The 26,330-nt window shown below is 67.0% G+C and carries 22 protein-coding genes and 1 pseudogene; 15 read left to right on the top strand and 8 right to left on the bottom strand.

Features of this window, described 5'->3' with window-relative positions:
• The first annotated feature begins 49 nt into the window (after window positions 1–49).
• On the top strand, window positions 50–1,159 hold the full coding sequence (locus tag ACSHWB_RS44745; protein WP_439659418.1) for a lysyl oxidase family protein: 1,110 nt from the start codon (window positions 50–52) through the stop codon (window positions 1,157–1,159).
• Window positions 1,160–1,268: 109 nt separating this feature from the next.
• Window positions 1,269–1,763: a COG4315 family predicted lipoprotein gene (locus tag ACSHWB_RS44740; protein ID WP_439659417.1), complete on the top strand. Its 495-nt coding sequence runs from the start codon at window positions 1,269–1,271 to the stop codon at window positions 1,761–1,763.
• Window positions 1,764–2,775: 1,012 nt separating this feature from the next.
• Here ACSHWB_RS44740 and ACSHWB_RS44735 read toward each other — a convergent pair.
• Both ACSHWB_RS44735 and ACSHWB_RS44730 read right to left on the bottom strand, forming a co-directional pair.
• Window positions 2,776–4,230, bottom strand: a complete 1,455-nt coding sequence (locus tag ACSHWB_RS44735) for a DUF1996 domain-containing protein (RefSeq protein WP_439659416.1) — start codon at window positions 4,228–4,230, stop codon at window positions 2,776–2,778.
• An 85-nt stretch (window positions 4,231–4,315) separates the two neighbouring features.
• Complete coding sequence (locus tag ACSHWB_RS44730) at window positions 4,316–5,197, bottom strand: DUF4142 domain-containing protein (protein ID WP_439659415.1); 882 nt, start codon at window positions 5,195–5,197, stop codon at window positions 4,316–4,318.
• Between the two features lie 105 nt (window positions 5,198–5,302).
• Between ACSHWB_RS44730 and ACSHWB_RS44725 the strand changes: the two are divergent.
• Window positions 5,303–5,563, top strand: a pseudogene (locus ACSHWB_RS44725) (phosphotransferase); the annotation flags it as partial.
• Window positions 5,564–5,962: 399 nt separating this feature from the next.
• Window positions 5,963–6,586 carry a hypothetical protein gene (locus ACSHWB_RS44720; protein ID WP_439664779.1) on the top strand — a complete coding sequence of 208 codons (624 nt, stop codon included), beginning with the start codon at window positions 5,963–5,965 and terminating at the stop codon, window positions 6,584–6,586.
• Between the two features lie 57 nt (window positions 6,587–6,643).
• On the opposite strand, the gene ACSHWB_RS44715 is transcribed toward ACSHWB_RS44720, so the two are convergent.
• The gene (locus ACSHWB_RS44715; protein ID WP_439659414.1) at window positions 6,644–7,645 is read right to left on the bottom strand and encodes a YaaC family protein; all 1,002 of its coding nucleotides are present in this window, start codon (window positions 7,643–7,645) and stop codon (window positions 6,644–6,646) included.
• 89 nt (window positions 7,646–7,734) lie between these two features.
• Window positions 7,735–9,117, bottom strand: coding sequence for an AlbA family DNA-binding domain-containing protein (locus ACSHWB_RS44710; protein ID WP_439659413.1), 1,383 nt, complete (start codon window positions 9,115–9,117; stop codon window positions 7,735–7,737).
• Window positions 9,118–9,198: 81 nt separating this feature from the next.
• Here ACSHWB_RS44710 and ACSHWB_RS44705 point away from each other — a divergent pair, with 81 nt between their 5' ends.
• Together ACSHWB_RS44705 and ACSHWB_RS44700 are read left to right on the top strand one after the other, a co-directional pair.
• Window positions 9,199–9,396, top strand: a complete 198-nt coding sequence (locus ACSHWB_RS44705; protein ID WP_439659412.1) for a hypothetical protein — start codon at window positions 9,199–9,201, stop codon at window positions 9,394–9,396.
• Window positions 9,397–9,485: 89 nt separating this feature from the next.
• Window positions 9,486–9,998 carry a DinB family protein gene (locus ACSHWB_RS44700; protein ID WP_439659411.1) on the top strand — a complete coding sequence of 171 codons (513 nt, stop codon included), beginning with the start codon at window positions 9,486–9,488 and terminating at the stop codon, window positions 9,996–9,998.
• Between the two features lie 220 nt (window positions 9,999–10,218).
• On the opposite strand, the gene ACSHWB_RS44695 is transcribed toward ACSHWB_RS44700, so the two are convergent.
• The 4 genes from ACSHWB_RS44695 to ACSHWB_RS44680 form a co-directional block, all read right to left on the bottom strand.
• Window positions 10,219–11,583, bottom strand: a complete 1,365-nt coding sequence (locus tag ACSHWB_RS44695; protein WP_439659410.1) for a phenylacetate--CoA ligase family protein — start codon at window positions 11,581–11,583, stop codon at window positions 10,219–10,221.
• Window positions 11,580–12,200, bottom strand: a complete 621-nt coding sequence (locus tag ACSHWB_RS44690; protein WP_439659409.1) for a cation transporter — start codon at window positions 12,198–12,200, stop codon at window positions 11,580–11,582. The genes ACSHWB_RS44695 and ACSHWB_RS44690 overlap by 4 nt, the downstream gene beginning before the upstream one ends.
• 116 nt (window positions 12,201–12,316) lie before the next feature.
• Window positions 12,317–14,281 carry a heavy metal translocating P-type ATPase gene (locus tag ACSHWB_RS44685; protein WP_439659408.1) on the bottom strand — a complete coding sequence of 655 codons (1,965 nt, stop codon included), beginning with the start codon at window positions 14,279–14,281 and terminating at the stop codon, window positions 12,317–12,319.
• Window positions 14,282–14,401: 120 nt separating this feature from the next.
• Entirely contained in the window at window positions 14,402–14,770 is a 369-nt protein-coding gene (locus ACSHWB_RS44680) for an ArsR/SmtB family transcription factor (RefSeq protein WP_439659407.1), read from the bottom strand.
• A gap of 409 nt (window positions 14,771–15,179) precedes the next feature.
• Between ACSHWB_RS44680 and ACSHWB_RS44675 the strand changes: the two genes are divergently transcribed.
• The 9 genes from ACSHWB_RS44675 (at window position 15,180) to ACSHWB_RS44635 (ending at window position 26,284) form a co-directional block, all read left to right on the top strand.
• Window positions 15,180–15,899, top strand: coding sequence for a response regulator transcription factor (locus ACSHWB_RS44675; RefSeq protein ID WP_439659406.1), 720 nt, complete (start codon window positions 15,180–15,182; stop codon window positions 15,897–15,899).
• Between the two features lie 19 nt (window positions 15,900–15,918).
• Window positions 15,919–17,337 carry a sensor histidine kinase gene (locus tag ACSHWB_RS44670; RefSeq protein WP_439659405.1) on the top strand — a complete coding sequence of 473 codons (1,419 nt, stop codon included), beginning with the start codon at window positions 15,919–15,921 and terminating at the stop codon, window positions 17,335–17,337.
• A gap of 226 nt (window positions 17,338–17,563) precedes the next feature.
• Window positions 17,564–19,774 carry an MMPL family transporter gene (locus ACSHWB_RS44665; protein WP_439659404.1) on the top strand — a complete coding sequence of 737 codons (2,211 nt, stop codon included), beginning with the start codon at window positions 17,564–17,566 and terminating at the stop codon, window positions 19,772–19,774.
• A 287-nt stretch (window positions 19,775–20,061) separates the two neighbouring features.
• Window positions 20,062–21,192, top strand: a complete 1,131-nt coding sequence (locus ACSHWB_RS44660) for an acyl-CoA dehydrogenase family protein (protein ID WP_439659403.1) — start codon at window positions 20,062–20,064, stop codon at window positions 21,190–21,192.
• A 74-nt stretch (window positions 21,193–21,266) separates the two neighbouring features.
• Window positions 21,267–22,307 carry an SDR family oxidoreductase gene (locus tag ACSHWB_RS44655; protein WP_439659402.1) on the top strand — a complete coding sequence of 347 codons (1,041 nt, stop codon included), beginning with the start codon at window positions 21,267–21,269 and terminating at the stop codon, window positions 22,305–22,307.
• Window positions 22,304–23,569 carry an aspartate aminotransferase family protein gene (locus ACSHWB_RS44650; RefSeq protein ID WP_439659401.1) on the top strand — a complete coding sequence of 422 codons (1,266 nt, stop codon included), beginning with the start codon at window positions 22,304–22,306 and terminating at the stop codon, window positions 23,567–23,569. The genes ACSHWB_RS44655 and ACSHWB_RS44650 overlap by 4 nt, the downstream gene beginning before the upstream one ends.
• A 1-nt stretch (window position 23,570) precedes the next feature.
• A complete protein-coding gene (locus ACSHWB_RS44645) occupies window positions 23,571–24,056 on the top strand; it encodes a type II toxin-antitoxin system RatA family toxin (protein ID WP_439659400.1) in 486 nt (161 codons plus the stop codon).
• Window positions 24,056–24,541, top strand: a complete 486-nt coding sequence (locus ACSHWB_RS44640) for a flavin reductase family protein (RefSeq protein WP_439659399.1) — start codon at window positions 24,056–24,058, stop codon at window positions 24,539–24,541. The genes ACSHWB_RS44645 and ACSHWB_RS44640 overlap by 1 nt, the downstream gene beginning before the upstream one ends.
• 33 nt (window positions 24,542–24,574) lie before the next feature.
• Window positions 24,575–26,284, top strand: a complete 1,710-nt coding sequence (locus tag ACSHWB_RS44635; RefSeq protein ID WP_439659398.1) for an AMP-binding protein — start codon at window positions 24,575–24,577, stop codon at window positions 26,282–26,284.
• Window positions 26,285–26,330: the final 46 nt, after the last annotated feature.

Raw genomic sequence — 26,330 nt, 5'->3', positions numbered from 1 at the left:
CTTTTCCGCCATGGCTTCTGGCAGATTGTGGAGTGCGGCAGGGCTGGCCTTGGCGATCACCGTGGCGTTGGTCCCGCAGGCTCAGGCCGATGAACGGCCTTTGCTGCCGGACCTTCGGCAAGCGCCGGTCGGGTGTACCGGTGGCTACGGCGGAGATCCTTCGCTTTGCCGTGACTGGGACGTCTGCATGGTCACCAACGCCAAGTCACCCAACGGCGATTGCGTGACTTCCGGCGCCATCCAGGCGGTTCGACTGCGGTTCACCACCGCCGAGGACAACGTCGGCGAAGGCCCTCTGCTGCTCTACGGCCGACGTCCTGACCGGAGTTCTACCGACATGGAAGTGCGCCAGGCCTTCCAGACTGGATGGGGCGGGGCGATTCCCGGTTCGTACGACGACGCCGAGCGCGCTACCGCCACGTCGATGTATTACGAGCCTGCCCGGATGCACATGCACTGGCACCTCATGGGATTCGCACGCATGCAGCTGCTGACTCCTGGCGGCGAGACGGTTGTCGCCGACCGCAAGAACGGGTTCTGTCTCGGCGACCGTTACCGCACCGCCGATGCCGACACACTGCCCGCCTCAGTGCGCGACACCGCCAGCCCGGAGGGACAGCTCGCGCAACGCCTCGAGCGGAACCGCTGCGGACACCGCGATCCACACGCCACCGAAGTGTTCGAGGGGATTTCCGTCGGCAGCGGTGACGACTACCGCTTCAACGTCGACTTCCAGTGGCTCGACCTCACCAACGTCCCTTCCGGCACCTACGACGTGGTTAACACGGTCAACTCCGACCGCACCCTCGTCGAGTCCAGCTACAACAACAACTCCTCCTCGATCTCGATCTCCGTCCAATGGCCGAATGGCGCCGCCACCCGGCCGTCTGTGATCACGGAGGCTCCTGCCGTAACACTGCTCAGGAGCTGTCCAGGACAGGAGCGATGCGCGGCTGCGACGAAGGCAGGAACGGGTTCTGTCGCCAGACAGAACGACCGTGGCCTGGGCCGGTTGCCGAACCCGCCCTTGACGAGATCCGCTGTGCGCGGCCGTAGCGGGCCCATCCGGACGCCAGGTCCGGCCACCGGGAGGAATGGGTGCAGCTCGGTGACCTCCGCGAGGGGCTGCTGCTGTTGTGGCAGCGCGAACGCCCCCTGAGCAGCGAATACGTGCGTCGTGACGGGAATTCCAGGCTCAGGCGTTGAACTAGGTGGTCGCGACATCCGTAGGCATTGAAGAGACCGTCTGCCGCAGGAAGGGAGACTCGGTGTCAAGGAGAGGTGCGGCCGCGCTGGCGTTGCTTCTGCTGACAGGTGCCTGCGCGACGAACCCTGACGGCACTTCACCAGGTCTGGTCGGACCTGCTGGACCGGAAGCCGACGAAGGGACGTCGCCTGAGTACAGGATGGGCGTTCAGGTTGTGCAGACGCCGAACCTCGGCGAGATCCTCGTAGACCACAGACAGAACACCCTCTACCGGTACGAAAAGGATGCAACGAATCCACCGAAGTCCAATTGCGTCGAGCCCGGCTGCGTGCTGCAGTGGACGCCTCTGCTGACGGCCGAGGTGGAAACCACGAGCGGCATCGATGCCGCGCTTCTCGGCATGACGGAGCGCCCCAACGGCCTAAGGCAGGTGACGCTCAACGGGCACCCGTTGTATCGCTACGTCGAGGATGAGAAAGCCGGCGACGCGTTCGGTGACGGTCTTGACGAGGTCTGGTTCGCTGTGACCCCGACCGGCGAAAGAGCCCGGCAGTGACCCCTGTCGGCCAGGGACTTGACGCCATAGCCAACAGCTTGACTTAGGTAGAGCGGAACCCAACAGATCTCGGGCCCCCGGATGTCCTACGGTTCGGTCGTCAGGTCTGTGTCGGGCCGCACGACCATGGCCGCTTCCTTCGGCGCATGAAGTCAAGCGACAAATCGAAAGCCCTTGTCTCCTGTGGACGTTCGCGGGTGTGACGACAGACGATGGGTGTCACATACAGGAGATGGTTGTCACTACAGGTCTGGTCGTTACCGACTGGTGCCTGTCGATGACGGCGGGATCGATCATCGGGTCGGCGCCGGGAGTGGATGCCAGCGGCCAGCGAGAGAACTGTCGCGCATCAGACGATTCCGGCCGCTCGACGTCGATCGACGTGTGTTCTATGCCTGCAGGCCATAGGTGGTAGAACTCGGCCAGGTCGGTGGGTGTGATGCTGTGTCAGGGGCCGTCGCGCGAGCCAGCCGATCACGGCCATGCAGTTGCCGACCATTGTGGACTGCGCCGGTCGAGGCCAGGCCGATCCGGTCCTGTTCCTGATCGCCCACGACTTTCCGCTCTGGAGTGGAGTGATCGTTTGGGCGTTGGTCGTCGTAGGGCGTCGCGTGCTCGGGTGGACGTATGCTGGCCACTGGCTCGTCGTCCAGTACAGCCACCGCGGAGGCCTGGCCGGCGGCGTCACGCAGCCAAGTGGTATGGCCAGCCGAACATGGCCTGAAAGAACCGCATGCTCCATTCGGTGTCGTTGATGACGAGCTCCACCCAGCACGGGTTTCCCGGTGTGGTGGCCGCCTCGGCTGCGGGCCGCTCATCGCGCCACCTCACGGACCGGATGCCGCAGCGGCTCAGGCTCGGCCGTGGTAGCAGCAGTGATCATGGCAAGACCATGACTTCCCGCCGGGATCGAAGTCAGTTCCAACCGAGCCCGGTGACATCCTTATCTACAGCAACGAAATCCCCGTTGCCGCAGGAGGCGACAGCGGGGATTCCACTTACCCGAACAATCTCACTCGCGGCACTTCTTGCCGGTGTTGACGCAGTTGACGAGGCGGTTCATGATCTTCTGCGACATCACGTTCGCGAAGTCGTCGTGGTCGGTGAGCGGGTTGTGCTCCTCTTCCGGGAACGAGTCGACGGAGTACAGGCGCGCCTTCTGGACGTCCCTGGGGATGTTGTAGGTCAGGGAGATCCGCAGCTGCGGAACGGCCTTGAAGCCCTTCTTGCACTTGCCGTTCTGGTCCGGGAAGACGATGTGATCGCGGTGGTTGGCGGAGTCGATGTTCTTGCCGTCCCAGCAGCTCGGGAAGTCGTGGATGCGCTTGACCTTCGAGCCCTGCGGGCAGACCGGGTACTTGTCGATCAGAACCTTGTCCTCGAAGCCCTGGCAGGTCCAGGACGCCTTGGCGTTCTTCGGGCCGTTCTGGCCGGCCTTGGCGTCGCCGTAGAGCACGCGCAGGAACTTCGGCATCGCGACGACCTTGCCGGTCGGCGAACCGCGGAACTGGAGATCGACGACCTCCGGGCGCTGGATCTCACCCTCGTTGCCCGGCAGCTCGTTGTTCGCGTTCTCCTCGGGGTTGTTCTGGTTCTTCTTGTTCTCGGTGCCTTCTGCCTGAGCGGCATCGTTGTTCTCGGCGCCGTTGTCGAGCGCGGCGGCCTTGCCCTGCTCCTTGACCGCGCAGGCGGCGGCCGGGTTCAGATCGGGAGCCTGCTTGCCCTGGCGGCTGAACGCGATCATCATGCGGTCCAGGATGGCGGCGCGCTTGTTGCGCGTCGGGCCGACGATGATGTTGTCGACGTCCTGAGGCTTGGTGTTCTCCAGCCTCTTCTCGGCCTCGTCGGTGACCTTCTCGATGTTCTCGAGTTCCCGGTCGATCTCGGCCTTGGCGGCGTCCGGCACGTCCTCGGGAAGCAGGGACGCGACATCGGGGCACTCGAGGCGGGCAGCCGCCTTGTCGGCCTTGTCCTTGTCCTGCTGCGCCTTGTCGTCCTTCTTCGGCGGTGCCTTCTCCTCGTCGTCCTCGGCCTTGTTGATGCGGATGACGGGCCAGAAGTAAGCGGACTTGTCACCGTTCTTGCAGGTCGTGCCGGCCTTCTGCAGTGACTTGTTGTTCGAGTCCGCGTTCGTCGACAGGTTGCCGACGTAGTCGTGCAAGTGCTGCGCACCGTTGCGGACACCGGGCTGCGCGATGAAGTTGTCCGGGTTGAAGTGCCCGTTCTCGTTCCGGCCGCAGTCGACGGTGAACGTGCCCGTGGTGGCGTCGTTCTCCGGCTTCGGTTTCTTGACGTTCGGCTTCACCTTGGTGATGTCGACGAACAAGCCTTCGTCCAGAGCGCCGTCGGCAAGCGCCGTGCCGTCGGCCGAACCGACAGCCACCACCGCGGCACCGCCAGCGACCAGCGCCATCGCCGCTGCGGCGGCGGTCAGCCAGATCGTGGATTTCCTACGGTGAAAAGCCATTTGCCACCTCGTGTCGTCCGATAAAACGGCATGGTGAAGCTGACGGCGGATAGCCGTGTCGTTCGGGTTGAGCTTCGGTGTGCGGTTAGTGCGACCGAGATCTACTTCTCGTATTATTTTTGGACCGGGATATCATTCGCATTCCGACCAGTGCGAGCGCGAGCACCGCTATCGCGCCGAAGAAAACCCCGTTGTTCTCGCCGAACACGCCTTGCTCGGCGGTGCGGGTGAACCTGGTGCCCTCCGGCACGGTCGGGATCACGCCGTCGGTCGGGTTGGACGACGCGTCCGCTGCCTGCTGATCTCCGCTGGCACCTGGTGCCCCGGTGCTGTTCGTAGGAGGAGCGAGCGGTTGCGGTGACTCGATCGCGCCGAAGTCGACGCGTCCGGTGTCCTCCATCGCCTTGATGTGCTCGAAGACGGTGATCATCGCCTGCGTGGAGAGGATGCGGACGAGTTCGTTCTTGGTGCCCGCCCGGATCTGCGCGGCATAGGCGTAGACCTTGCCGTGAGCCACGCGGAGTCGGTTGGCGAAGACGGAGTCGAACTCGTCGCCATTGGCCGCGTCCATCTCGGCGAGCCAGCCCTTCTGCTCGTCGGTGGCCTCCTGCGGCAACGTGACTCCGAGCAGTACGCCTGCCCGGTTCACCACGTTGTCCAGCAGGGTGTGCCCCTCGATGAGGTGCTTGCTGGCCTCCTGGATCTTCGGCTGATCCGGCCGTTTGGCCTTGCCTCTCTCGCCGGCTGGCTTCTCCCACAGCCCGGCCTGCTTGACCCGGTTCATGAAGTCCCGGTCGGCAGGACCGAGCGGGCCCCACTGGGTCTGCACGACCTCGTCGCCCGTCCCGCCGCTACCGGGCGGCGGGGTCGAGATGGGGGTGGAGGGATTGGCAGGCTGACCGGTCGCGCTCCCGGTGTTGAGCAGCACGGCCAGCGCGGCGGCCGCCAGCGCGACGACGAGTCGCATCGGCGTTGCCAAGTCCATGGGGAGTCTCACGAACTGGACTACGAACGAGGGTAGTGGTACGCCTCAATCCGAGACTCTAGTGTTACCTGAACGTTATTCAGCCAGTCCGAGCGTCTCGTGGACGTGCTCGCCGACCTGCACTCCGTCGACCCCCGCCTCCGTGGGCCTGGAGGACTTCGGCCGCCCAGAGGGGTTCCTCGCCCGGCAGGTCAAGCGCTGGGGTAAGCAGCTCGACGCCTCCCGCAGCCGCGACCTGCCCAGCATCGAGGAACTGCGCGACAAGCTCGCCGACTCGCCGCGATCATCCACGGCGACTACCGCCTCGACAACGCACTCGTCACCCAGGACCCCAAGGCGACCCAGGTCTGGCCTCAAGGCCTGAAGTCCTAAGTGTGAGCGTGCGTCTTGTGGCCTTGGGAGACTCGTTCATCGAGCAGGTGGGCGACGCGAGTCGTCCGAACGGCGTGCCGGCGAGCACCGCGGTCGCATAGTCGGCCAGACCGGGACTCCTGGTGGCGTAAGTGGTCACACCGAAGGAGCAGGTAGTCGACACAACCCGCTGATTAAGAGTCCTCGGGTGGGCCCCGACGGTGGTGTCGGGTGATGTCGATGGGTGTCGTTTCTGCACTTCAGGGTCAGGATGAGCCGAGTGCCCTTGTTACCTCGTGCCGCCCAGTGTCGTCGCAGGTCGGGGATCTCGGGCACGCCTCGGGCTCCTCGGGCGCCGCTTCCGGGCTCCTTCACGACGTCGAGCGGGCGGTCACGGTGATCATGGCTGCGGTGGTCGGGCTGACGTTCCTGTTCGGCTTCGGGAACGTGCTCAGCCTCGCTCTGCGGCTCGGCGTTCCTGTGTGGGTCGCTCCGCTCATCGCGCCAGCCGTCGACCTGTCGATCTTGGGATTGCTGCTCGCGACGAGGTACCTCGCGCTGCACGGTGCGTCCGAGGAAGAGTTGCGGCCGCTGCGGCGGTTCACGCTCTTCGTGAGCGTCGTGACGTTGGCGCTCAACATCGCAGAGCCGTTGCTGTCCGGTGAGTATGGGAAGGCGGCGTTCGATGCGGTCGGACCGGTGTTGCTGATCGGCTGGGCGGAGGTAGGACCGGGCATGCTGCAGTCGGTGGCGCAAATCGCTCGCACAGCGCGAGCTGAGGCCGATGTCCCCCTGCTTGATGTGTTGGACGCGAAGGAGGATGCGGCTGAGCGAGAACACGGAGTGCTCGGTCGCGCCCGGCTGGCTGATGCTCGGCACTGGGCAGTACACAAGCGGCCGATCGCAGCGGACACGCTGCGAACAGAACTCAAGATCAGCATGGAACGTGCTCGCGAGTTGGTCATCGCGCTTCGGGCTGACCTCGCCGATGTGGTTGTTGAACGCGCTCATGTTGTGTGAAGGCCCAGGTTCACCCAGGGGCACCGGGTGCACCGGGTGCCTGAGCACTTCGGCCTTCTACCTGAAGGTGTTGAGTAGGTGAAGCACTGCGGTCGGGATGGTCGCAGTTGCTTCTTCAAGTAGGTGCTCGATGGCGTTCGCTTCTGCCGAGCGGTCAATGTCGATCATTTTGGACCAGCTTGCTGGTTCGTAGCGTGCCAACGAGGACAGCGCGAGTAGCACCGCCCACAAGGCCAGGAGTGGATGCAGTCCGGCTGTCATCGACCCGACTGCCGGGGTGACGACAGCATCGTCTGCCGATCGATAGCACGCGACTCCCAGATCACTGAGCGTCTTGTTGTCGGCGAACGCCAGTGGAGGTGATCCGCTGCGCCACTCAACTTCGAGACTCAGACCAGGTCCAGCGCTGCGCCACTCCAGCACCTTGAGGGGCTTCGCTGTTCTCAGCGTGCTGCCCCGCAAGGAGGGGTACTGATCGAGGTGGACTTTGACTTGGCTGGGGTCGTTACCGAGGAGCTCTTTGACACGGTGGGGGATCCAGTGGACCTCGGCTCCGGCGAAAGGGCCGGGTCTCGGCCATCCGTCTTGGGAGAACAGCAGCGCCGGCGTGAGGACATCGTCGGTGAGCGGGACTTTGGCGGTCTCGGGGAGCAGGGGCCACAACTTGCGGAGCATCACCGGCTCGTCGGCGACGATTGCCTGGATGTCCAGGGCAGTTGCCACAGAGGGAAAAAGACCTGACTTTGTGGCTGTGACAGTGACGTCGGCTGCAACCGCGGCATTCGTGTTGGCGGTTAGTCCATGGCCGCTGATCTTCCAGGTTTGGTTACTGATGTTGGGCGAGGCTGCGACGATCGCCCGTCCAGCCTGTGACAAGGCGAAGAACAGCTGGACAGGTCGAGTTGCGTAGCCCGTATCCGTAGCTGCCGCGAGGAACTGCTCACACTGTTCCAAGGCCGACTGAAACGTCGTTCGCCGAGCGCCCTGCTTGGCGTAGCCAGGAGGGTCGTGGCGAAGTGCCCTCAGGCCCCGCAGTGCCATCGCCGCAGTCGCTGCCACCTCTACCTCTTCTTCTTCTTCTTGCGCGGAACGTACAAGGAGACCGCTGCCAGCTCCACGGAGTTTCTGTCAAAACCTGAGGTGTTGTTTCACGTCGAGATGGAACTCCGTGCGACGGCGAACTGGTGGAGAAGGTCCTCACTCAGTTGGCGCGCCACGGCGCGCAGGGCCTCCGGAGTGGCGTCGGCGCTGAACTCGGCCTCGGCCGGTGTCACCTGCGTGACCATGCGACTGTTAGGGATGATGGTCATCCTGTCTGCGAATAGGCCGGGTCCGAGGTAGTTGTCGACGGCTGCGAGTGGTTTTCCATGCAGGGAAGGCCTTAGGCGTGCGGTGATGTGCGCTCGAGCCGAGTGGTTCCTGCTGCGCAGATTGGTAGTACTGAGCGCGAGTGCGTCGATGAGCGCCGAGTCGAGCACTCGGGTCGGCAGACGGATGAAGTCACCGTCGAGTTGTGACTCGTTCTGCATCCAGCGGCTGATGCCGATCGCGATCGTGGTGGCGCCGTTGTGATGGAGTTCGATGTGGATGAGGTCGCTGGGCACGCCTGCTTCGGCGAAGTTGTTGTAGCGCATCACCCAGCGGCGGAGGCCCACCCGAGGGTTGTTGACCGCGTCGCTGCCTAGTTCCTGGAGCACGTGCACTCGTTTGCTGTTCTGAGGGTCGATCTGGTGGGCGAGGGGGAGCGCTGCCGCGGCGGCTTCCGTCGCTTCCTCCCTGGTTGGGCGCTCGGCCGAGGGCGGCAGGAATGAAAGAGGCCGGGACGCAACTATGAGCCAGGTGCACTTGTCCTGGTCGAGCTGTTGTTCCGCCTCGTCGATCATCGCCGTCATCGCGGACGCTTCAGCAGCGTGGCGAGCGAAGCGGTCGCGGTAGGCGCGTTCGAGTTGGTGCTCGCTCATCCACTCGGTGTGGGGACCGTGGCGGAAGGGGACACCCATCTCGTTGCGTTCGCCGACCACGTGCGGTGCGTCGGGACTGGGCGGCACGGAAACGATCAGCAGTCCTTCATCGGGAGAACCGTCGTCGAGCGCGGTGATCTCCAGCCCGGCGACGAGCGGGCGGATGTGACTCGTGGCGAGTGCTCTCAGCCGCTGGCGTTCTCGCTCACCTGTCGGCACGGGTGTGAGGCCCACAGCTCGTTCGTCCACTTCGCGGACGCCGTAGACGATCAGGCCACCCCTGCTGTTGGCCATGGCTGCGACGTCCTTGGCGAATTCCTTGCGCTTCTTTTCGACGTCGACTGGCAGCCCTTGCTTCCAGTCGAGGTCATCGGCCTCGCGAACACCCTCTTGGACGGCGCGGGAGACGGCGTCGAACGTGAGGTCAGACGGCGCGAGTCCTAGTTCGGCGTGGATCCGCGACCACTTCGCTGTCATTGTCCGACGGTAACTGCCGCGCCCGCCTGACAGGTGACGCCACGCGTCTGCGACCAAGCCGGTGGTGGCGTGACGGCGGGCGTGAAACGTCACGAACGCCTTGGGCGTTGTGGTGGCCGAGCAGGAGAGGTCGTTCGGGATCTTGCTGCGTCGTGAACACGCAGTTCGACGCGTATGCGCAACACCAGACTGATCGACGCGCTGATGCGTCAGGCGATGGCCACGCTCGCAGGCTCACCCGGTTCCCGTGAAGACCACGACCGCCAACGCGCTCGTGGTCTTCTGCAAAACGCCGCGCGGCACGTCAAGACACGTGCCGCCGCCGTGGATCGCAAGCCGTTGTGCCTGCCGGGGCTTGACGAAATGGTGTGAACAGATGAACCGAGCACGGTTTGGACTTTCTGCAGAGGAGACGTCTGCGGCTGCTTGAGTGCCGCCACCACTCGGCGCACTATTGGTCTGTGGACCTGCAGGCCGTTCACGACGACTTCGAGCGCACGAGGGCAACGTTCCGCGTGCTGCTCGACAGTGCCGCGGGCGATGAGCTGAGACGCCGGTCGGACGGCACGCGGTGGACCAATCGGCAGCTGTTGTTCCACATGCTGCTCGGGTTCTTGATCATGCGGGCATTGCTGGCCCTGGCCAAGATCCTCTCCCGGTTGCCTGCATCGGTCGGGCAAGGATGGGCGAGGCTTCTCAACGCTGGTACGAAACCTTTCGACGCCATCAACTTCGTGGGTTCATGGCTCGGCGGCAGTACGATGCCTCGAAGTGCGATGGTCGCCTTGTGCGACCGCACCATCGCGGCCTTGCATCGACGTCTCGACCGGGAGAACGACGTCAGTCTGGCGAGAGGCATGCCCTACCCGACGCGTTGGGATCCGTTCTTCCAGGAGTTCATGACAGTGGCGGACCTGTACCGCTTTCCGGTGCAGCACTTCGACTTCCACCGAGAGCAGCTTTCGCTCAGCTGATCCGGGCTCACCCGAGAAGGCGGCGTACGACGAGCCGAGACCAGCACAGCCCCGCGCATGTCCTGGTGAATCGTCAGCGAGCTGCACCATCGGTCGGTGACGCGGCGCGCAGGGCGTCGAGCAGTTGCGAACTGGTGGGTACGTCCAGCCTGCAGGCTCGTGATGCTGGAGCACCGGAACGCGGAACTCGTCGATGGGGACCGATCGTGGGTGCGGCCGTTCACTTCGGGATCACCACGCGGTACTTGCCGCCAGAGGTCTGCTGCGGCGGTTCGGCGGTTCGGCTCACGACGACGTGGCCGAGATCGTGGTCGGTGAGCAACCGGCGGATCTCGGTGTGCACGGTCTGCCAGACACGTTCCGGGTCGGCGCCCGGCGTGGACCGCAGGCGGATGCTGAGATCGGTGGGAGTGGTCTGCACTACCTGGAAGAGTTCGACGCCGGGGAGGCGTTCGAGGGTCAGGCTGAGGGCAAGTGGTGCGATGACGGTGGTGCCGCCGTCCGGAGTGGGGAAGGTCAGCAGCTCTGCGGTACGGCCCTGGACCTGGATCGCGGGCAGGGGATCGCCGCAGGGGCACGGATCTGGCTGGACCAGCACGGCGTCGCCGAGGTTGTAGCGCAGGATCGGCTGGGTGTGGTTCGCGAGGTTGGTGAGCAGCGTGGTGTGTGAGCGCTGACCGGGAGGGACCGGCTGGAAGTCGCTGTCGACCGGTTCAAGGATCGCCCAGTCGCTGTTGACGTGCAGCCAGCCGTGACGGCAGCTGTAGCTGAGGAACGGGCATTCGTTGGCGGCGTAGCCCTGGCGGACCTTGGCGTCGAACGCGGTGGAGATCCGGTCGTACTCGCTGGTTGCGAGGCCTTCGGCGGAGAGGATCACCAGCGCTGGGTCGATGTGCAGGCGGCCGGCTTGTTGTTCGGTGGCGAGCAGGGCGCCCATGCTGGCGTACGGGGCGAGGATCGCGGGGCGGAAGGTGTTGAGTGCCTCGACCATTTCGGGTAGCGGGGTATGCACGCCGAACATGCCGATCCGGTTGCGGCGCAGGCGGTTCTTGCGCAACGCGGCTCCGGCTGTGGCGGAGGCGAAGTGGCCGCCGGTGGCGATCACCATGGCGATGCGGCCGCCTCGTACGGCGATGCGGGCCACGTCTTTGGTGGTGAGCCAGGAACCGAGCATGCGGGTGCTGAGGGAGGCGGTGACGGCGAGCGCGCGTTGGTCGGCCAGGAAGATGCCGGGCACGCCTGTGGTTCCTGATGTTGTGGTCACGGTGTAGCGGTTCATGAACTTCTCGCCGACCAGCGCGGGGTTCTGCACGAACGTCTGGACCGCGGCGTGTGTGACGGCGGGATCGGTGGTCCACTCGTCGAACCGGGGCATGAGCTCGGCCTTGCTGGTGATCGGGAGCAGCTGCGGATCGGTGATCCGGTCCGGTAGGCCGCGGTAGTGCTCGCGGTAATAGGGCGAGTGCGTGCGCGCGTGGGCGACGATGTCGGCGAGGCGTTCACGTTGGCGTCGGGCCATCTCGTCGGTGCTTTGCTTGTGTGCCGCGCGGACGTCGCGAAGTAGCGCGAAAGTGCTTTCGCTCATTGGCTGTTCTCTCGATCAGCAGGCGGCTCTTCCGCCGCTTCCTGCCACGTTTCGATGCCGGAGTACACGGCGAGTGCTGCCACCACGAGCGCGACCACGGGGTCTGCCCACCACCAGCCGAGTGTCGCGTTGAGGCCGAGGCCGGCCAGGACGGTGACCGACAGGGCGTTGGACATCCAGGTCTCGCTGGACTGGGCGACCAGCACCGGGTTGCCCAGCGCGCGGCCCGTTCGCCGTTGGATCACCGCGACCGGCACCATGACGGCCAGGGCGACGATGTTGAGCACGATGCCCAGCAGCGACTCGCTGGCCTGATCCTGGGTGACCAGATCTCGGATCGACTCGAAGCCGACGTAGGCGGCCAGGGCGAAGAACGTGACGGCGAGGGCACGCAGGGCGGGACGTTGCCGGGCATGGGCGCCGCCGCGCAGCTGCCAGATGACCACGCTGGCGGCGAACACCTCGATCGCCGAGTCGATGCCGAACCCGATCAGTGCGATCGAGTTCGCGGCGATCCCCGCCGTCACGGCGACGAAGCCCTCGACGACGTCCCAGAAGACGATCAGCCAGGCGAGTGCCAGGCCTCGTCGGATCAGGCGGTTCTCCCGAGAGTCCACTTAGACCGCCGATCGATCGTCACGGGTGAGCGATGTCCCCGGAGTTCGAGGGACGGTGTTGTGCAGGCCGTATGCGGCAGCTCGGTCCGTTGTGGACCGAGCTGCCTTGCGCGGTTTCAGGCGGGTTGGTGTGCCGCCGCGGGTTCGATCGTCGTGTCGGTGATCCTGCGCGGAGGCAGGGGCCGGGCACGTCCTGCGCGGACACCGTTGGCAATGACGACGATCTCGGCGACCTCGTGGACCAGCACGACGGCGGCCAGGCCGAGGACGCCGAACGCTGCCAGCGGCACCAGGGAGATCACGATCGCGGCGGACAGGCCGATGTTCTGGAACATGATCTGCCGCGACCGGCGGGCGTGGGTCAGGACCTGGGGCAGGTGTCGGAGGTCCTCGCCCATCAGGGCGACGTCCGCGGTCTCGATGGCGACGTCCGTGCCCATCGCGCCCATGGCGATGCCCGCGTCGGCGGTGGCCAGTGCGGGGGCGTCGTTGACGCCGTCGCCGACCATGGCGACGGGGCGTTCGCGCCGGATCTGTTCGATGATCGCGGCCTTGTCCTCGGGACGGAGGTCGGCGTGCACGTCGTCGATGCCGGACTGCTTGGCCAGTGCGGCGGCGGTGCGGACGTTGTCGCCGGTCAACATGACGACTCGGTAGCCGCCCGCGTGCAGGGCGTCGATGACCTCGCTCGCCTCCGGACGGAGTTCGTCGCGGACGGCGATTGCGCCGATGACGCGGTTGTCGTGTTCGACGAGCACGGCCGTGGCGCCCGCGTGCTGCATGCGTTCCACGTCGGCAGCGAGGTCGCCGGACTCCAGCCAGCCCGGTCGGCCCAGGCGGGCGGTGCGTCCGTCCACCTGACCGACGAGGCCGGCACCAGTTACGGCCTCGACGTCGGTGGCGGGCACCGGGAGGTCGACGGCGGCGAGAATCGCGCGAGCGAGCGGGTGTTCGCTGCGCGCTTCGAGAGCGGCGGCAACGGCGAGGACGTCGTCGCGGCTTCGGCCTGCGGTGGTGACGACCTCGACCACGGTGGGCTGGTTGCGGGTCAGGGTGCCGGTCTTGTCCAGGGCGACAGCCCGGATGTTCCCGAGCGCCTCCAGGGCGGCGCCTCCCTTGACGAGGGCGCCGTGCTTGCTGGCCGCGCCGATGGCAGCGACCACGGTGACCGGGACGGAGATGGCCAGCGCGCAGGGCGATGCGGCGACCAGCACCACCAGCGCACGTTCGATCCACGTCAGCGGGTCGCCGAAGATGCTGCCGACGACCGCGATCAGCGCGCCGAGGATCATGATGCCCGGCACGAGCGGCTTGGCGAGCCGGTCGGCGAGGCGCTGGCTGGCGCCCTTGCGCTCCTGCGCCTGCTCGACGATGCGGACGATCTTGGCCAGCGAGTTGTCCTCGGTGGCGGTGGTGACCTCGATCTCCAGCACGCCGTTGCCGTTGATGGAGCCCGCGAAGACCTCGTCGCCGGGGCCCGCCTCGATCGGCACGGACTCGCCGGTGATGGCGGAGGTGTCCAACGCGGTGCGGCCGGTGCGGATCACGCCGTCGGTGGCGACGCGCTCACCGGGGCGGACGACCATGACGTCGCCGGGGCGCAGGTCGGTCGGTGAGACGACCTGCTCAACGCCGTCACGCAGGACGGTGGCCTGCTCGGGGACCAGGGACAGCAACGCCCGAAGACCGCGGCGGGTCTTGGCCAGCGAGTACTCCTCCAAGCCCTCGCTGATGGAGAACAGGAAAGCGAGCATGGCCGCCTCGCCGACCTCGCCGAGCAGCACCGCGCCGACCGCGGCGATGGTCATCAGCGTGCCGACGCCGATCTTGCCCTTGGCGAGCCGTCGCAGCGTGCCGGGCACGAACGTCCAGGCCCCGACGAGCAGCGCGAGGGATTGCAGCACCAGTGCCGGAATCTGGTAGCCGGCCCAGTCGAACCCGTAGCCGGCGACCAGGAGCACGCCCGCGACCGCGGCGGCCCGCAGTTCGCTGACCTCCCACAGTTTTTCCGGTTCGTGCTCTTCTTCAGCGCTCTCGCCGGTGCGCGGCTCGTCGTCGCCGCATCCGCATGCGTCGCTCACGGTGCCACTCCAGTTCTCTGCATGCCTCGATTGATTACGCAGAGACGATATCATCGGAAATTGACGATGAATAGACCCGGTTCGTGTGATCCCCGTACGGCAGCGACTGGAAGTGTGCGGTCAGGAAGCCTGTTCGTCCGCAGCGGCCGAAACGCCGTAGTTGGGGCACAGCACCACGGCGTCGCCGGTCGCGGCGAGGACGGTCTCCGCGGCGTGGAGCAGGTGGTCGAGGTCGGGCACGGTCAGCCGGTAGAACGACTGGCGGCCTTCCGGCCGGTAGTCGACCAGCCCGCAGTCGCGCAGGCAGGCGAGGTGGCCGGACACCGTGGCCTGTGACAGGCCGATCGTGTTCACCAGGTCCGCGACCCGCTGCTCCCGCTCGCGCAGTTCGAGCAGGATGGCCAGTCGCTTGGGGTCTCCCAGGCTGCGGAACAGCGCTGCCGCGCGGGTCACCGCGTCGGCTTCCACGCGAGGTGGCGTCATCGGCATGTACCTATGATATCGGCCCTTTGGATGCGTGGGGAAGGTGTGCTGTTCGAGAGTCGCTGATCTCGCGTGGCGCGGCGGTCGATCGTCCACATAGGAGTGATCGTTGCGCTGATCTCTCGTCGTCGGCGTGGCGAGAATCAGAGAAGGTCGCTGCTGTAACGAATCGGGCGGCGTGGACGAGCCATCGTGTGGTGCGGCACGTTCTTGCGACGGCCGGCGGTTGGATCGCTGGCTCTCTCGTTCGGCCTACAAGGCCGGATGTGCCTGGCTAGGGTCGAATCGGTCATCTAGCCCATCTTGCTTATTACCCGCCAGTATCATCGTCGTTCAACGATGTCATCGTTTAGCATCGATTTGAGCGTGGGTCGGGTCCCGCGCCGGGGGCGTTGTACTGCGTGGGGAGCGTGGGATGCGAATCCTGTTGGTCGAGGACGACGCTCATGTCGCGGGGGCTTTGTCGGAGGCGTTGGGGCGGTTCGGGCACGCGGTTGATCATGTGGCTACCGGGGCGTGCGCGGTGAGCGCGGCGGTTGGCGCCGATTTCGTACTGCTGGACCTGGGCCTGCCGGATCTGGACGGGCAGGAGGTCTGCCGGCGCCTGCGGGCGACCTCACGAGTGCCGATCGTGGTGGTCACGGCCCGGTCGGACGAGGTGGACCGGGTGGTGCTGCTTCAGTCGGGCGCGGACGACTACCTCGTCAAGCCGTACAGCACGCGCGAGTTGATCGCGCGGATCGAGGCGGTGAGCCGCCGCACCCACGGCTATCCGGAAACGAACGCCGCGGGAGGGACACCGGCTGATGTCCAGCGCGACGATCTCCGAACCTTCGGGTCGCTGGAGGTTGATCCGCGGACGCGTCAGGTGCGGGTGGCCGGACAGGACGTCGAGCTGACCCGTCGTGAGTTCGACCTCCTCACGGCGCTCCTGTCCGACGCGGGCGCCGTGCGTCAGCGCGAGGACCTGATCGACGAGGTGTGGGACACCAACTGGCACGGTTCGACCCGGACGCTGGACGTGCACGTGGGCTCGCTGCGATCGAAGCTGGGGCACCGCGACTGGATCCAGTCCGTGCGTGGCGTGGGGTTCCGGTTGTGCGTCCCGCCATCGACGCACGCGTCCGAGTCCTAGCGGCAGGGACGAACCGGTCATGCGAAGGCATCTCGTCGCTGTCCTGACCGTGTTGCCCACGGTGGTGGCGTTCGTCCTCGGCCTGCCGTTGGCGATGCACCGAATAGACAGAGCAGGCCAGGAACTGGTCATCCAGCGGCTGAGCGAGGCCGAGCAGCTGGTCCACAACGCCGCGGCGGTGCTACGCAGGGAGGGCGCGGCGGATATGGAGCGCCTGCGCGACTACCGGCAACGCACCGACGTGAACGTCGTCGTCGTAGACACCCTCGGCCAGTCGGTCTTCGGATCCCCGTGCGCGGGAGCGACTCCTCCTCCGATGGAGCAGGAGTCGGTGAGGGTCGCGCTGCGCGGTGGACATCTCGAGTCAGCTGACTACTCGGTGAACGACGGTCGCCGCGAACTGGTCGTGGCGACGCCCGTGATCGACGAGGGCCGGCACTGGGGCGTCGTGGTCACCTGCTCCAGCCTCGAAAGCCTCCGCACCCACGCGTGGACGGTGTGGGCGACGACCGCGGTGGTCGCGTTTCTCGCCATAGCCCTGAGCGCCGGCCTCGCCGAGCCGCTCGCGCGCTGGTTGCTGAGGCCTGTGCGGTTGTTCGACCGCGCTGCTCACCGGTTCGCCGCTGGGGACTACGGGGCGCGGGTGTCGGTCGGCAGCGGGCCGCCCGAGTTGCGGGTTCTGGGCGAGACGTTCAACCGGATGGCGGACCAGCTGCAGCACACGCTGCAGACCCAGCGTTCGTTCGTCGGCGACGCGTCCCACCAGCTGCGCAACCCGTTGGTGGCACTCCAGTTGCGGCTGGAGAACCTGGAGCCGTACGTGCCCGCCGGGGGCGCGTCCCAGATGAACGCGGCCTTGCAAGAAGCGGCCCGGATGGGGCTCATCCTCAACGCTCTGCTGACCCTGGCGCGTGCCGAGAACCGTCATCAGCCGCACGAGCGCATCGACGTGATCGCCGTGCTGATCGATCGAACGGCGTCGTGGCGGCTTTCGGCCGAGACCACCGACGTGCACATCGAGGTCGCACCTGGTGCCGGCGGCTGGGTCTCGGCATTGCCCGGCACGCTGGACCAGATCGTGGACGTCTTCCTGGACAACGCGATCCGCGCATCCCCGCCGGGTGGCCGCATCGTGCTGGCCGCCACCTCACACGGCCAGACGATCTCCATCTCGTGCCGTGACGAAGGGCCCGGCATGACGGCCGAGGAGGCGGCGCGAGCCTGTGACCGGTTCTGGCGCGGCCCGCAGACTCTCGACACCGATGGGTCCGGCCTCGGACTCTCGATCGCGGTGAGCCTGGCCGACGCCAGCAACGGCCGGATTCACCTGAGGCCTGCCCCGGTCGGAGGCCTGGACGCGACCGTCGTGCTGCCCGAATGGCCGTGGTCTTCCACTACCGCAAGCGAAACGAGGCGCGAGGACCGAATGAGGTCGTGATGTCGCCCTCTCCTGCACGTCCCCTGCATCGCAGCTGGCCTGCTCTTGCAGACGAGATTTCTACGCTGCCGCAACGACCCCGCCCGTCGTACAGCATCAACCGCGACTCCTCCGGGTGTCGCCCTACTTTGGAGGACGAGGCGTGAGCCGCAACTCCCCATCTGACATTCGTGCCGATCCGGTTCCTCCTGCCCCGCAGGGAGAACAGACTCGCGATCGTTCCCTGATGTCCAGACTGGCCGCGCTCCTGGTGCGCCGCCGGATTCTGGTGCTGCTGGTCACCCTGGTCGCGGTCGGGCTGGCGATCCCCTTCGGCGCGGACGTGGAAAGCAGGCTGTCGGAAGGCGGCATCACCGCACCGGACTCCGAGTCCGCCCGTGCCGAACAGATGCTCAACGACAAGTTCAAGTCGGGCTCGCCGCACCTGGTGTTCGTGGTCACGGCGCCCCGCGAGGTCGACGACCCCGAGGTGACCCGTCAAGGCGAGCAGCTGACTTCACGGTTGGCCGCTGAACCCGGTGTCGTTCAGGCGGTGTCCTACTGGTCGCTCGACCGAGCCGACCCGCTGCGTTCGACCGACACCCGCTCGGCGCTGATCATGGTGCGGCTGGACGGAGACGAGGACGCCGTTCGCAAGGCCGCCAAGCGGATCGTGCCCACCACAGTGGGGCAGCAGGGCGAGCTCAATGTGCGAGCGACCGGTTCGACGCAGGTCCGCGTGGAGATCGAGAGCCAGAGCGAGAAGGACCTCGTCAAGGCGGAAGGTCTGGCCGCGCCACTCACATTGATCATCTTGCTGCTGGTCTTCGGCAGCGTGGTCGCCGCGACCATGCCGCTGGCCGTGGGTGTGCTGGCGGTGATCGGCTCGTTCGTGATGCTGCGGCTGCTGGACATGCTCGTGCCCGTCTCGGTGTTCTCGGTGAACATCACGACCGCGCTGGGCCTGGGCCTGGCGATCGACTACAGCTTGTTCATCGTGACCCGCTACCGAGAGGAGCTCGCCGCCGGCCGTGACACCGCCTCGGCGATCGCCCAGTCGCTGCGCACCGCGGGACGCACCGTGATCTTCTCGGCTTTCACGGTCGCGTTGTCGTTGTCGGCGATGCTGGTGTTCCCGATGTACCACCTGCGGTCCTTCGCCTACTCCGGTATCGCCGTGGTGGCGCTCGCCGCGCTGGGTTCCATCCTGGTGTTGCCGGCGCTGCTGGCGTTGCTGGGCCATCGCATCGACGCGCTCAACGTCCGCAAGCTGTTCCGGCGTAAGAAGGAGGCCAGCGCCAAGCCTGCCGCGACGGTGCCCGCCGAGGAGCGTCACGGGTTCTGGCACCGGCTGGCCAGCGCCGTGATGCGCAGGCCGTTGCCGTTCACCCTCACGGTGGCGGCGTTGCTGATCGCACTGGGGATTCCGTTCCTGCGCGTGGAGTTCGGCGACAGCGACGACCGGGTGCTGCCTCCTGATGCGCCCTCCCACCAAGCGGCTCAGATGCTGCGCGACCAGTTCGACAGCCAGGAAGGCTCGCCGATCTCGATCGTGCTGCCCGGAGTCGACCCGGCCGCGAAGGCGACCGAGATCGGCGACTACGCGACCCGGTTGTCGCAGCTGCCGACGATCACCAGGGTGGACGCCGCGACCGGGTCGTACGTCAAGGGACAGCTCGTGGCCCCGCCGGGACCGGCGGCAGAGCGGCTGACCTCGGACGCAGGAACGGTATTGGCGGTGGTCTCGGACACCGAGCCCTACTCGGAGCGCGGCATGGACCTGGTCGGGACCGTGCGCGATGTCGCGGCCCCGGCACCGACGCTGGTGGGCGGGCAAGCCGCGGTGCTCGTGGATGCCAAGAACACGCTGGGTGAGCGGCTGCCGTGGGCTCTGGGCATCATCGCGTTGTCCACCATGGTCCTGCTGTTCCTGTTCACCGGCAGCCTGCTGATCCCGCTCAAGGCGATCGTGCTCAACCTGCTCAGCCTCACCGCCACCTTCGGCGCGATGGTCTGGGTGTTCCAGGAAGGACACCTGCGCTGGCTCGTCGGCGACTTCACCGTCACCGGCCTGATCGACATCGACACACCGGTGCTGATGTTCTGCGTGGCATTCGGACTTTCGATGGACTACGAGGTGTTCCTGCTGTCCCGGATCAAGGAGGAGTACCACCGCACCGGTGACAACGTCGCGGCGGTGGCATGGGGATTGCAACGCACCGGCAGGCTCGTCACCGCCGCGGCCGCTCTGGTCGCGGTCATCCTGCTGGCGTTTGCCACCTCGGGCCTGACGCCGCTGAAACTGCTGGGTGTGGGCCTGGCCTTGGCCGTGATCATGGACGCAACACTCGTGCGAGGCATCCTGGTGCCCGGCTTCATGCGACTCGCCGGCCGCGCGAACTGGTGGGCCCCCGCGCCACTTCGCCGACTGCACAAGAAGATCGGCCTGTCCGACTGATCTGTAGCGAGTCCGGCACTCGCTGTTGTGAAACCCGTCCTGGCATACGCTGGGGCGGGTTTTCGTTATATGTAAAGCAAATGGGCAGTTCCCGAGGTATCTACCTGCCCGGAAACAACTGCTGTGCAAGGGAAATCGGGCAAAAACTGTGCCTCTCCTGACACTGCGCTGACGCTGCCCTGCACAACGAGTTCTTAGCGTGATCTCAGATGGTTGAGCCGTCCCGCTGAAGGGTGACTCGACCCAGGGGATCTCACTCGCTGCAACCAAGGGGGACTCGGTCAGCCATGCGGTACCTGCAACGCGAAAGAAGTGAACTCGACCGGCTTGTACCGGGGCTCGACCAGACGCTGGCCTCACTTCCGCTGGACGCGATGGAGCGGCCCGAAAGTCCTGGCCTCGCGGCGTTCCGCGAAAAGGGCGGCCCCGGTCTGCTCGTGCCGAGCGAGCACGGTGGCGGCGGAGCCGATCTGCTCACGGCCGTACGGGTACAGCGCGCGGTGGGTTCACGTTCCCCCTCCCTGGCCGTCGCCACGACCATGCACCACTTCTCCGTGGCGTCCCTCGTGGAAACTGCGGCGACCAGCAACGGCATGGAGTGGATGCTGCTCGCCGCGATCGCCAAGGACAATCTGCTGCTCGCCTCCGGATTCGCCGAGGGCCGCACCGGTCAGCACATCCTCTCGCCGGGCCTGACTGCCCGCGTCGAGGGAGAGAAGGTGTGGCTGAGCGGGGCGAAGAAGCCCTGCAGCCTGGCGAAGTCGATGAACCTGCTCACCGCGTCCGTCGCGCTGCCGACCGCCGACGGCGGCACTCAGCTGGCGGTCGCGCTCGTTCCCGCCGACGCACCCGGGATGAGCGTCCGTCCATTTTGGAACAGCCCGATCCTGGCCGGCGCCGAGAGCGACGAGGTCGTCCTCGCCGACGTCGAGGTGCCCGCCGAGCTGATCGTGCGCACCGACGTCACCAGCGACGGTCACCTCGACCACCTGCAGACCGTCGGCTTCGTGTGGTTCGAGCTGCTGATGACCGCCAGCTACCTCGGCGCCGCGTCCGCGCTCGTCGAACGCGTCCTCGCGGTCGAGTCCGTGGATGCGGCACTGCGCGCCTCCCTGGCGACCGACCTGCAGGCGGCGATGCTCACCGTGGAAGGACTCGCTCGCGCCGCGGACGCCGACGGTCCCGACAACGACGCCCTGGGACTAGCCCTCGTCTGCCGCTTCCACGTGCAGGACGTCATCACCAGTGTTGCCACCCGCTGCGTGGAAGCGCTGGGCGGCATGGCGTTCATCGGCTCCGGCGAAGTCGCCTACCTCAACTCCGCCTGCCGGGCGCTGGCGTTCCACCCACCGTCGCGGGCCCGCATGTCCTCGGCCCTGCTGGAGCACTTCGCCGGCGAGCCGCTGCGCGTGCCCTGACGCGGCACCGAGCCCAGACCTGTCTTCACACCGGTGCGCACCACCGGTGATCCTTCGACGAACAAGGTGAGCTCGTGACCGCCACACGCCGCACCATTCTGCTGACCGGCGCCTCCGGAGTCGTCGGCAACGCCCTCCTGCAGCACCTCGGCCACCACAAGGTCGTCTGCCTGGTCCACAACAACGCGCCCGAGGGTGCCACCGAGCACGTCCGCGGTGACCTGACCGCTCCCGGACTCGGCCTGGACCCGCAGGACCGTCACCGGCTCGCCGCCGAGGTCGACACGATCATCCACTGCGCCGCCGTCACCGACTTCACCGCCGGCGCGGACGCCACCCGCGACCTCAACGTCGTGGGCACCGAACGCGTGCTGGAGTTCGCCACCGAATCCGGAGCCATCACCCACTACGTCAGCACCGCGTTCGTGGCCCGGACCGACCTGACCCGTTCCGACGTCGGCGAGGGCATGGCCGACCCCAGCGACTACCTGGAGACCAAGCGCGCCGCCGAGCACGTCGTCGCCACCGCCGGCCTGCCGACCACGATCATCCGGCCGTCCATCGTGATCGGTGACAGCACGACCGGGGCGATCACGAAGTTCCAGGGCCTGCACACGCTGATCCGCGCGGTGCTGAAGAACACCCTGCCGCTGGTGCCGTTGCAGCCGGACGCGCACATCGACTTCGTGCCGCAGGACGTTCTCGCCACCGCGATCACCAGCCTCGTCGACTCGGGCACGTCGTTCGGCGAGTACTGGATAACCGCCGGCCAGAACGCTCTGACGACGAGCACCATGATCGAGCTCTGCGTGGAGGTCGGCTCCCGTCTCGGCCTGGAAGCCCAGCCGCCCCGGCTGGTCAACACCGACATGGTCGACCGCCTGATCAGGCCGGTGTTCATCAATCCGCTGCCACGCGCTGTGCGCCGCCGCTTCGACGACATGATCGCGATGACCGCGCTGTTCGCCAACGCCTCCTACTTCCCGAGCACGCTCGGAGACGTCCCCGGCTGCGCACCGCTGAGCACCGACCTGCTCGCCGACGCGTTCACCCGCGGTGTCGAGCACCTGATGCGCGCCCAGCGGCTCGGTCAGTTCGCCGAGGAAGCCGCGTGAACACCTTGGACAGCAAGCAGGTCGCCGAGATCTACCGGAAGCACCTGAGTACCGGACGTGCGTGGCTGGCGGAGCTCACCGGCGGCCACATCGAGACCACCTCGTCCGGTGCGCGCGTACAAGCCGAGGACGTCGAGTACCTCGACTGCGGCGGATACGGCGTGTTCATTCTGGGACACCGCCACCCCCGCGTGGTCGACGCCGTGATCGCCCAGATCCACCGCAACCCGATGGCCACCCGCCTGCTCCTGGAACCCACCGCTGCCGTCGCCGCGCAAGCACTGATCGGGGTCGCCCCGCACGGACTGACGCGGGCGCACTTCGTCAACTCCGGCGCGGAAGCCGTGGAGGCCGCGATCAAGTTCGCCCGCGCTCAGGGCCGAACACACCTGATCTCGGCGATCAACGGCTACCACGGCAAGACGATGGGCGCGCTGAGTCTGACTGCGCGCAGCATGTACCAGGACCCGTTCACTCCGTTGCTTCCCAACGTCGCGCACGTCCCCTACGGCGATACGAGCGCGCTCGTCCAGGCGCTCGCCGCGATCGGTGGGCGTGCCTGCGTCGTCCTGGAACCCGTGCAGGGCGAAGCAGGCGTGGTCGTTCCGCCCGACGGCTACCTGCGTGAGGCGGCCCGGTTGTGCCGTGAGCACGGGGCGCTGTTCGTGCTCGACGAGGTCCAGACAGGACTCGGCCGCCTCGGCCACTGGTGGGGCGCCGATCGCGAGGGCGTGACCGCGGACATGGTGCTGGTCGGCAAGAACCTCAGCGGCGGCGTGATCCCGGTCGCCGCCGTGCTGGCCACCGAGGAGGTCTACGCGCCTTTCGCCGCGGACCCGTTGCTGCACACCTCGACCTTCGCCGCCTCACCCGTCGCCATGGCCGCTGCGGCGACCAGCATCGAAGTCCTGCGCGACGAACAACTCATCGCGAGAGCCGAGCACCTCGGCGGACTGATCACCTGCACGCTGCGGAACCTGCTGCAGGAGCACGCCCCGCATCTCGGTGCAGAAGTTCGCGGTGCCGGTCTGCTGATCGGAGTTGAGCTGCCCAGCCCGCACGTCGCCGGTGACCTGGTGCTGGAACTGCAAAACCGGCACGTGCTGGTCAACCACTCGCTCAACGCCAGTGGCGTCCTGCGTCTGACCCCGCCCGCGGTCATGACCGACGCCGACCTGGACTGGCTGTTCACCGCCTTCACCGCCGCCGCCCGCGCCGTCGGCGACCGTCACCCGGTCGTCACGGCGGAAAGGACCTTCTGACATGCGCAACGTCTCCCTCTACACCTTCGTCCCGGACGCCGACGCCACCAAGGTGTTCGAACGGATCAGCGACTTCCCCCGCTACGCCGACTACACCGACGCCGTGCGGGAAGTGCGGATCGACCATCGCGAAGGCGACCACCTCACGTCCACCTGGTCGGTCAACTTCCGCGACGGCGTGCTGTGCTGGACCGAACGAGACCGCATCGACGCGGAGCTGCTCGACATCGAGTTCGAACAGCTCTCCGGCGACTTCGCCGTCTTCACCGGCTCCTGGCGGGTCGAGCAGATCGAGGGCAACGTCGCTGTCCTGTTCACCGCCGCGTTCGACCTCGGCATGCCCACCCTCGCCGCGATCATCGACCCGATCGCGGAGCGGGCGCTGCTGGACAACATCCAGTCCATCCTGGTCGGTCTGCTCGGCACCACCGTCATCTTCAGCACCGACGGCGAACCCGAGCTCGCCGGGGCACGCCAGGCCAGCTGATGCTGCCGGCGATCACCGCGGGACCCGACCAGTTCCGCGACGCCTGCTCCCGCCTGCCCAGCGCGGTCTGCGTCGTCACCGGCGCGGACCACGAAGGACCGTACGGAGCGACCGCCAGTTCGGTGTGCTCGCTGTCGCTGGACCCGCTGCTGTTGCTGGTCTGCCTCGACAACCGATCGCGCACCCTGGCCCGCCTGCTGTCCCGAGGCGTGTTCGCCATCAACGCGTTGCCCGAACGGGACGCGCCACTGGCGGCCCGCTTCGCCTCCCGCACAAGCGGAACCGAGAAGTTCGCCGGCGTGGAACACCTGTTCGTGCACGACGTTCCCGTGCTCGGCAACGCGCTCGCGTGGTTCACCTGCGAGGTGCACCGCACCCACGACGGCGGCGATCACACCATCGTCGTCGGCGCGGTCACCGCGGTGCACCACGACGACGGGCAGCCACTGGTCTGGCACGACCGCCGCTATCGATCCCTTGCCTGACAACGGTTTTCCGACCCTGATTGGTGACCCGACATGACCCAAGACATCGGCGCGCGGCAGAACACCGCGCAGCTGCCCGAATTCCTGCGCGACTACGCCCCGACCTGGGGTCGCAAGAGGCTGATGCCGTTGTCGCGGGTGCCCGCCACCGCCCACCTCGGCGACCTGTGGCACGTCGCCGGAGAACGCGGAGGCAGCCAGCTCGTCACCGTCGACCGGCCCGCCGACATCGACCCCGACGGCGCCACCGAGCGCACCTACGGTGAGTGGGCCGCCCTCGTCGACCGGGCCGCCGCCTGGCTGTACGAGGCGGGCGTCCGGCCGTGGGACCGAGTCGTGATCATGAAGTCCAACCACCTCGACGTGGCGCTGCTGGCCTGCGCGACCGCTCGCATCGGCGCGATCCCGGCCGAGCTGGCGTGGACGCACCCGCCGGAGTTCGCGCACCCGATGCTGGCTCGCCTGGAGCGCCCGTTCCTCGTCACCGACCAGGAGCGCCTCGTCCAGTGTGGACTCGACGAGGAAACCCTTGCGACGTTGACGAAGCGCACGATCGTCGTGGACGGGCGCGGTGATCGTTCCGACGTCATCGCCCTGGACGACCTGCGTGGCGCCACCGACTTCACCGTCGCCTTGCGCGACCTGAAGGAGCCGATGGTCATCACCCACACCTCCGGCACCACCGGTGTGCCGAAGCTGGTGATGCACTCGGCCGAGACCGCGCACGCGCTCACGCTCGTCGAAGCCGAGCGGTGGCCGAAGTTCGGCCTGAAGTCCAGTGACGTCGTCGGGTTCTGCGACCCGTTCTGCCACCAGCGGCTCACCACCGGCATGCTGGCGATGGCGACGATCACGCCGCGGATGCTGATGCTGTCCGACCCGCAGTCCGAGGCGTCACGGCAGCTGCTGGTCAAGCACAAGCCGACCGTCGTGGAGACCCTCCCGAACATCTACCTGTCCTGGGAGCAGTTCGCCCGCAGTGCCGAGCGGCCGTTCGCCAACGTGCGGCTGTTCATCAACTCCTTCGACGCGATCCACACCCGCACCATCCGCACCTTCCTCGGCGCCACCGACCACAGCTCGCCGATCTGGGTGCAGTCGTGGAGCCAGAGCGAGGCGGGTGCGATGGTCATCCGCCCCTACACCCGCAAGACCGTGGAGAAGGTCGGGCAGCGGCCGCCGCCCACCCAGGTTCTGGGCTGGCCCATCCCGGGCCTGTGCAAGGCACGCGCGGTGGACCCGCAGACCGGGCAGCCGGTGCCGGCCGACACCGTCGGTCTCATCGAGATCAAGCAGCCCGGCCGCTGCCTGGCCTACGTCGGTGAGCAGGACCGCCACGACCTCAAGCGCACCGACGACTTCTGGTGGAACACCGGAGACCTCGGCACCGTCAGCAGCAAGGGCGCGGTGAGGCTGGTCGACCGCGAGATCGACCGCATCCCCGGCGCCAGCGCCATCGAACTCGAAGACGTCCTTCTCGACCTGCTGCCGCAGACCACCGAGGTCGTGATCCTGCCCAACGCCGGCAACCTGCCCGTCCCGGTGCTGTCCACCGCCGGCGACATCCCGCTCGACAAGGACGACTGGGCAAAGGCCACCGCGGACCTGCCCGAGCTGGCCGAGCCCATCCAGCTGCGCTGGGACGAGTTCCCGCGCACCGCCACCTGGAAGATCCGCCGCGTGCAGCTGCGCGAGCAGTTGCTCTCCGGCGCGGAGGCAATCGGTATCGGTCGCTGGACCTGAGTCCACAGAGGCCCCGGCGGGCGACGTCGCCGCCCGCCGCGCTCGA

The sequence above is a fragment of the Lentzea sp. HUAS TT2 genome (assembly GCF_051853195.1).
Classification (GTDB): domain Bacteria; phylum Actinomycetota; class Actinomycetes; order Mycobacteriales; family Pseudonocardiaceae; genus Lentzea.
The sequence above is the reverse complement of the archived record's forward strand: the minus strand, read 5'-3'. Positions and strand labels throughout refer to the sequence as shown.

Excerpts from the sequence above, each read along its gene's own strand:
- ACSHWB_RS44735 (WP_439659416.1), bottom strand. The coding sequence starts at position 4,230 with ATGGCTTTTCACCGTAGGAAATCCACGATCTGGCTGACCGCCGCCGCA.
- ACSHWB_RS44730 (WP_439659415.1), bottom strand. The coding sequence starts at position 5,197 with ATGCGACTCGTCGTCGCGCTGGCGGCCGCCGCGCTGGCCGTGCTGCTC.
- ACSHWB_RS44705 (WP_439659412.1), top strand. The coding sequence starts at position 9,199 with ATGCGCAACACCAGACTGATCGACGCGCTGATGCGTCAGGCGATGGCC.
- ACSHWB_RS44695 (WP_439659410.1), bottom strand. The coding sequence starts at position 11,583 with ATGAGCGAAAGCACTTTCGCGCTACTTCGCGACGTCCGCGCGGCACAC.
- ACSHWB_RS44680 (WP_439659407.1), bottom strand. The coding sequence starts at position 14,770 with ATGCCGATGACGCCACCTCGCGTGGAAGCCGACGCGGTGACCCGCGCG.
- ACSHWB_RS44675 (WP_439659406.1), top strand. The coding sequence starts at position 15,180 with ATGCGAATCCTGTTGGTCGAGGACGACGCTCATGTCGCGGGGGCTTTG.
- ACSHWB_RS44670 (WP_439659405.1), top strand. The coding sequence starts at position 15,919 with ATGCGAAGGCATCTCGTCGCTGTCCTGACCGTGTTGCCCACGGTGGTG.
- ACSHWB_RS44665 (WP_439659404.1), top strand. The coding sequence starts at position 17,564 with ATGTCCAGACTGGCCGCGCTCCTGGTGCGCCGCCGGATTCTGGTGCTG.
- ACSHWB_RS44660 (WP_439659403.1), top strand. The coding sequence starts at position 20,062 with ATGCGGTACCTGCAACGCGAAAGAAGTGAACTCGACCGGCTTGTACCG.
- ACSHWB_RS44645 (WP_439659400.1), top strand. The coding sequence starts at position 23,571 with ATGCGCAACGTCTCCCTCTACACCTTCGTCCCGGACGCCGACGCCACC.
- ACSHWB_RS44640 (WP_439659399.1), top strand. The coding sequence starts at position 24,056 with ATGCTGCCGGCGATCACCGCGGGACCCGACCAGTTCCGCGACGCCTGC.
- ACSHWB_RS44635 (WP_439659398.1), top strand. The coding sequence starts at position 24,575 with ATGACCCAAGACATCGGCGCGCGGCAGAACACCGCGCAGCTGCCCGAA.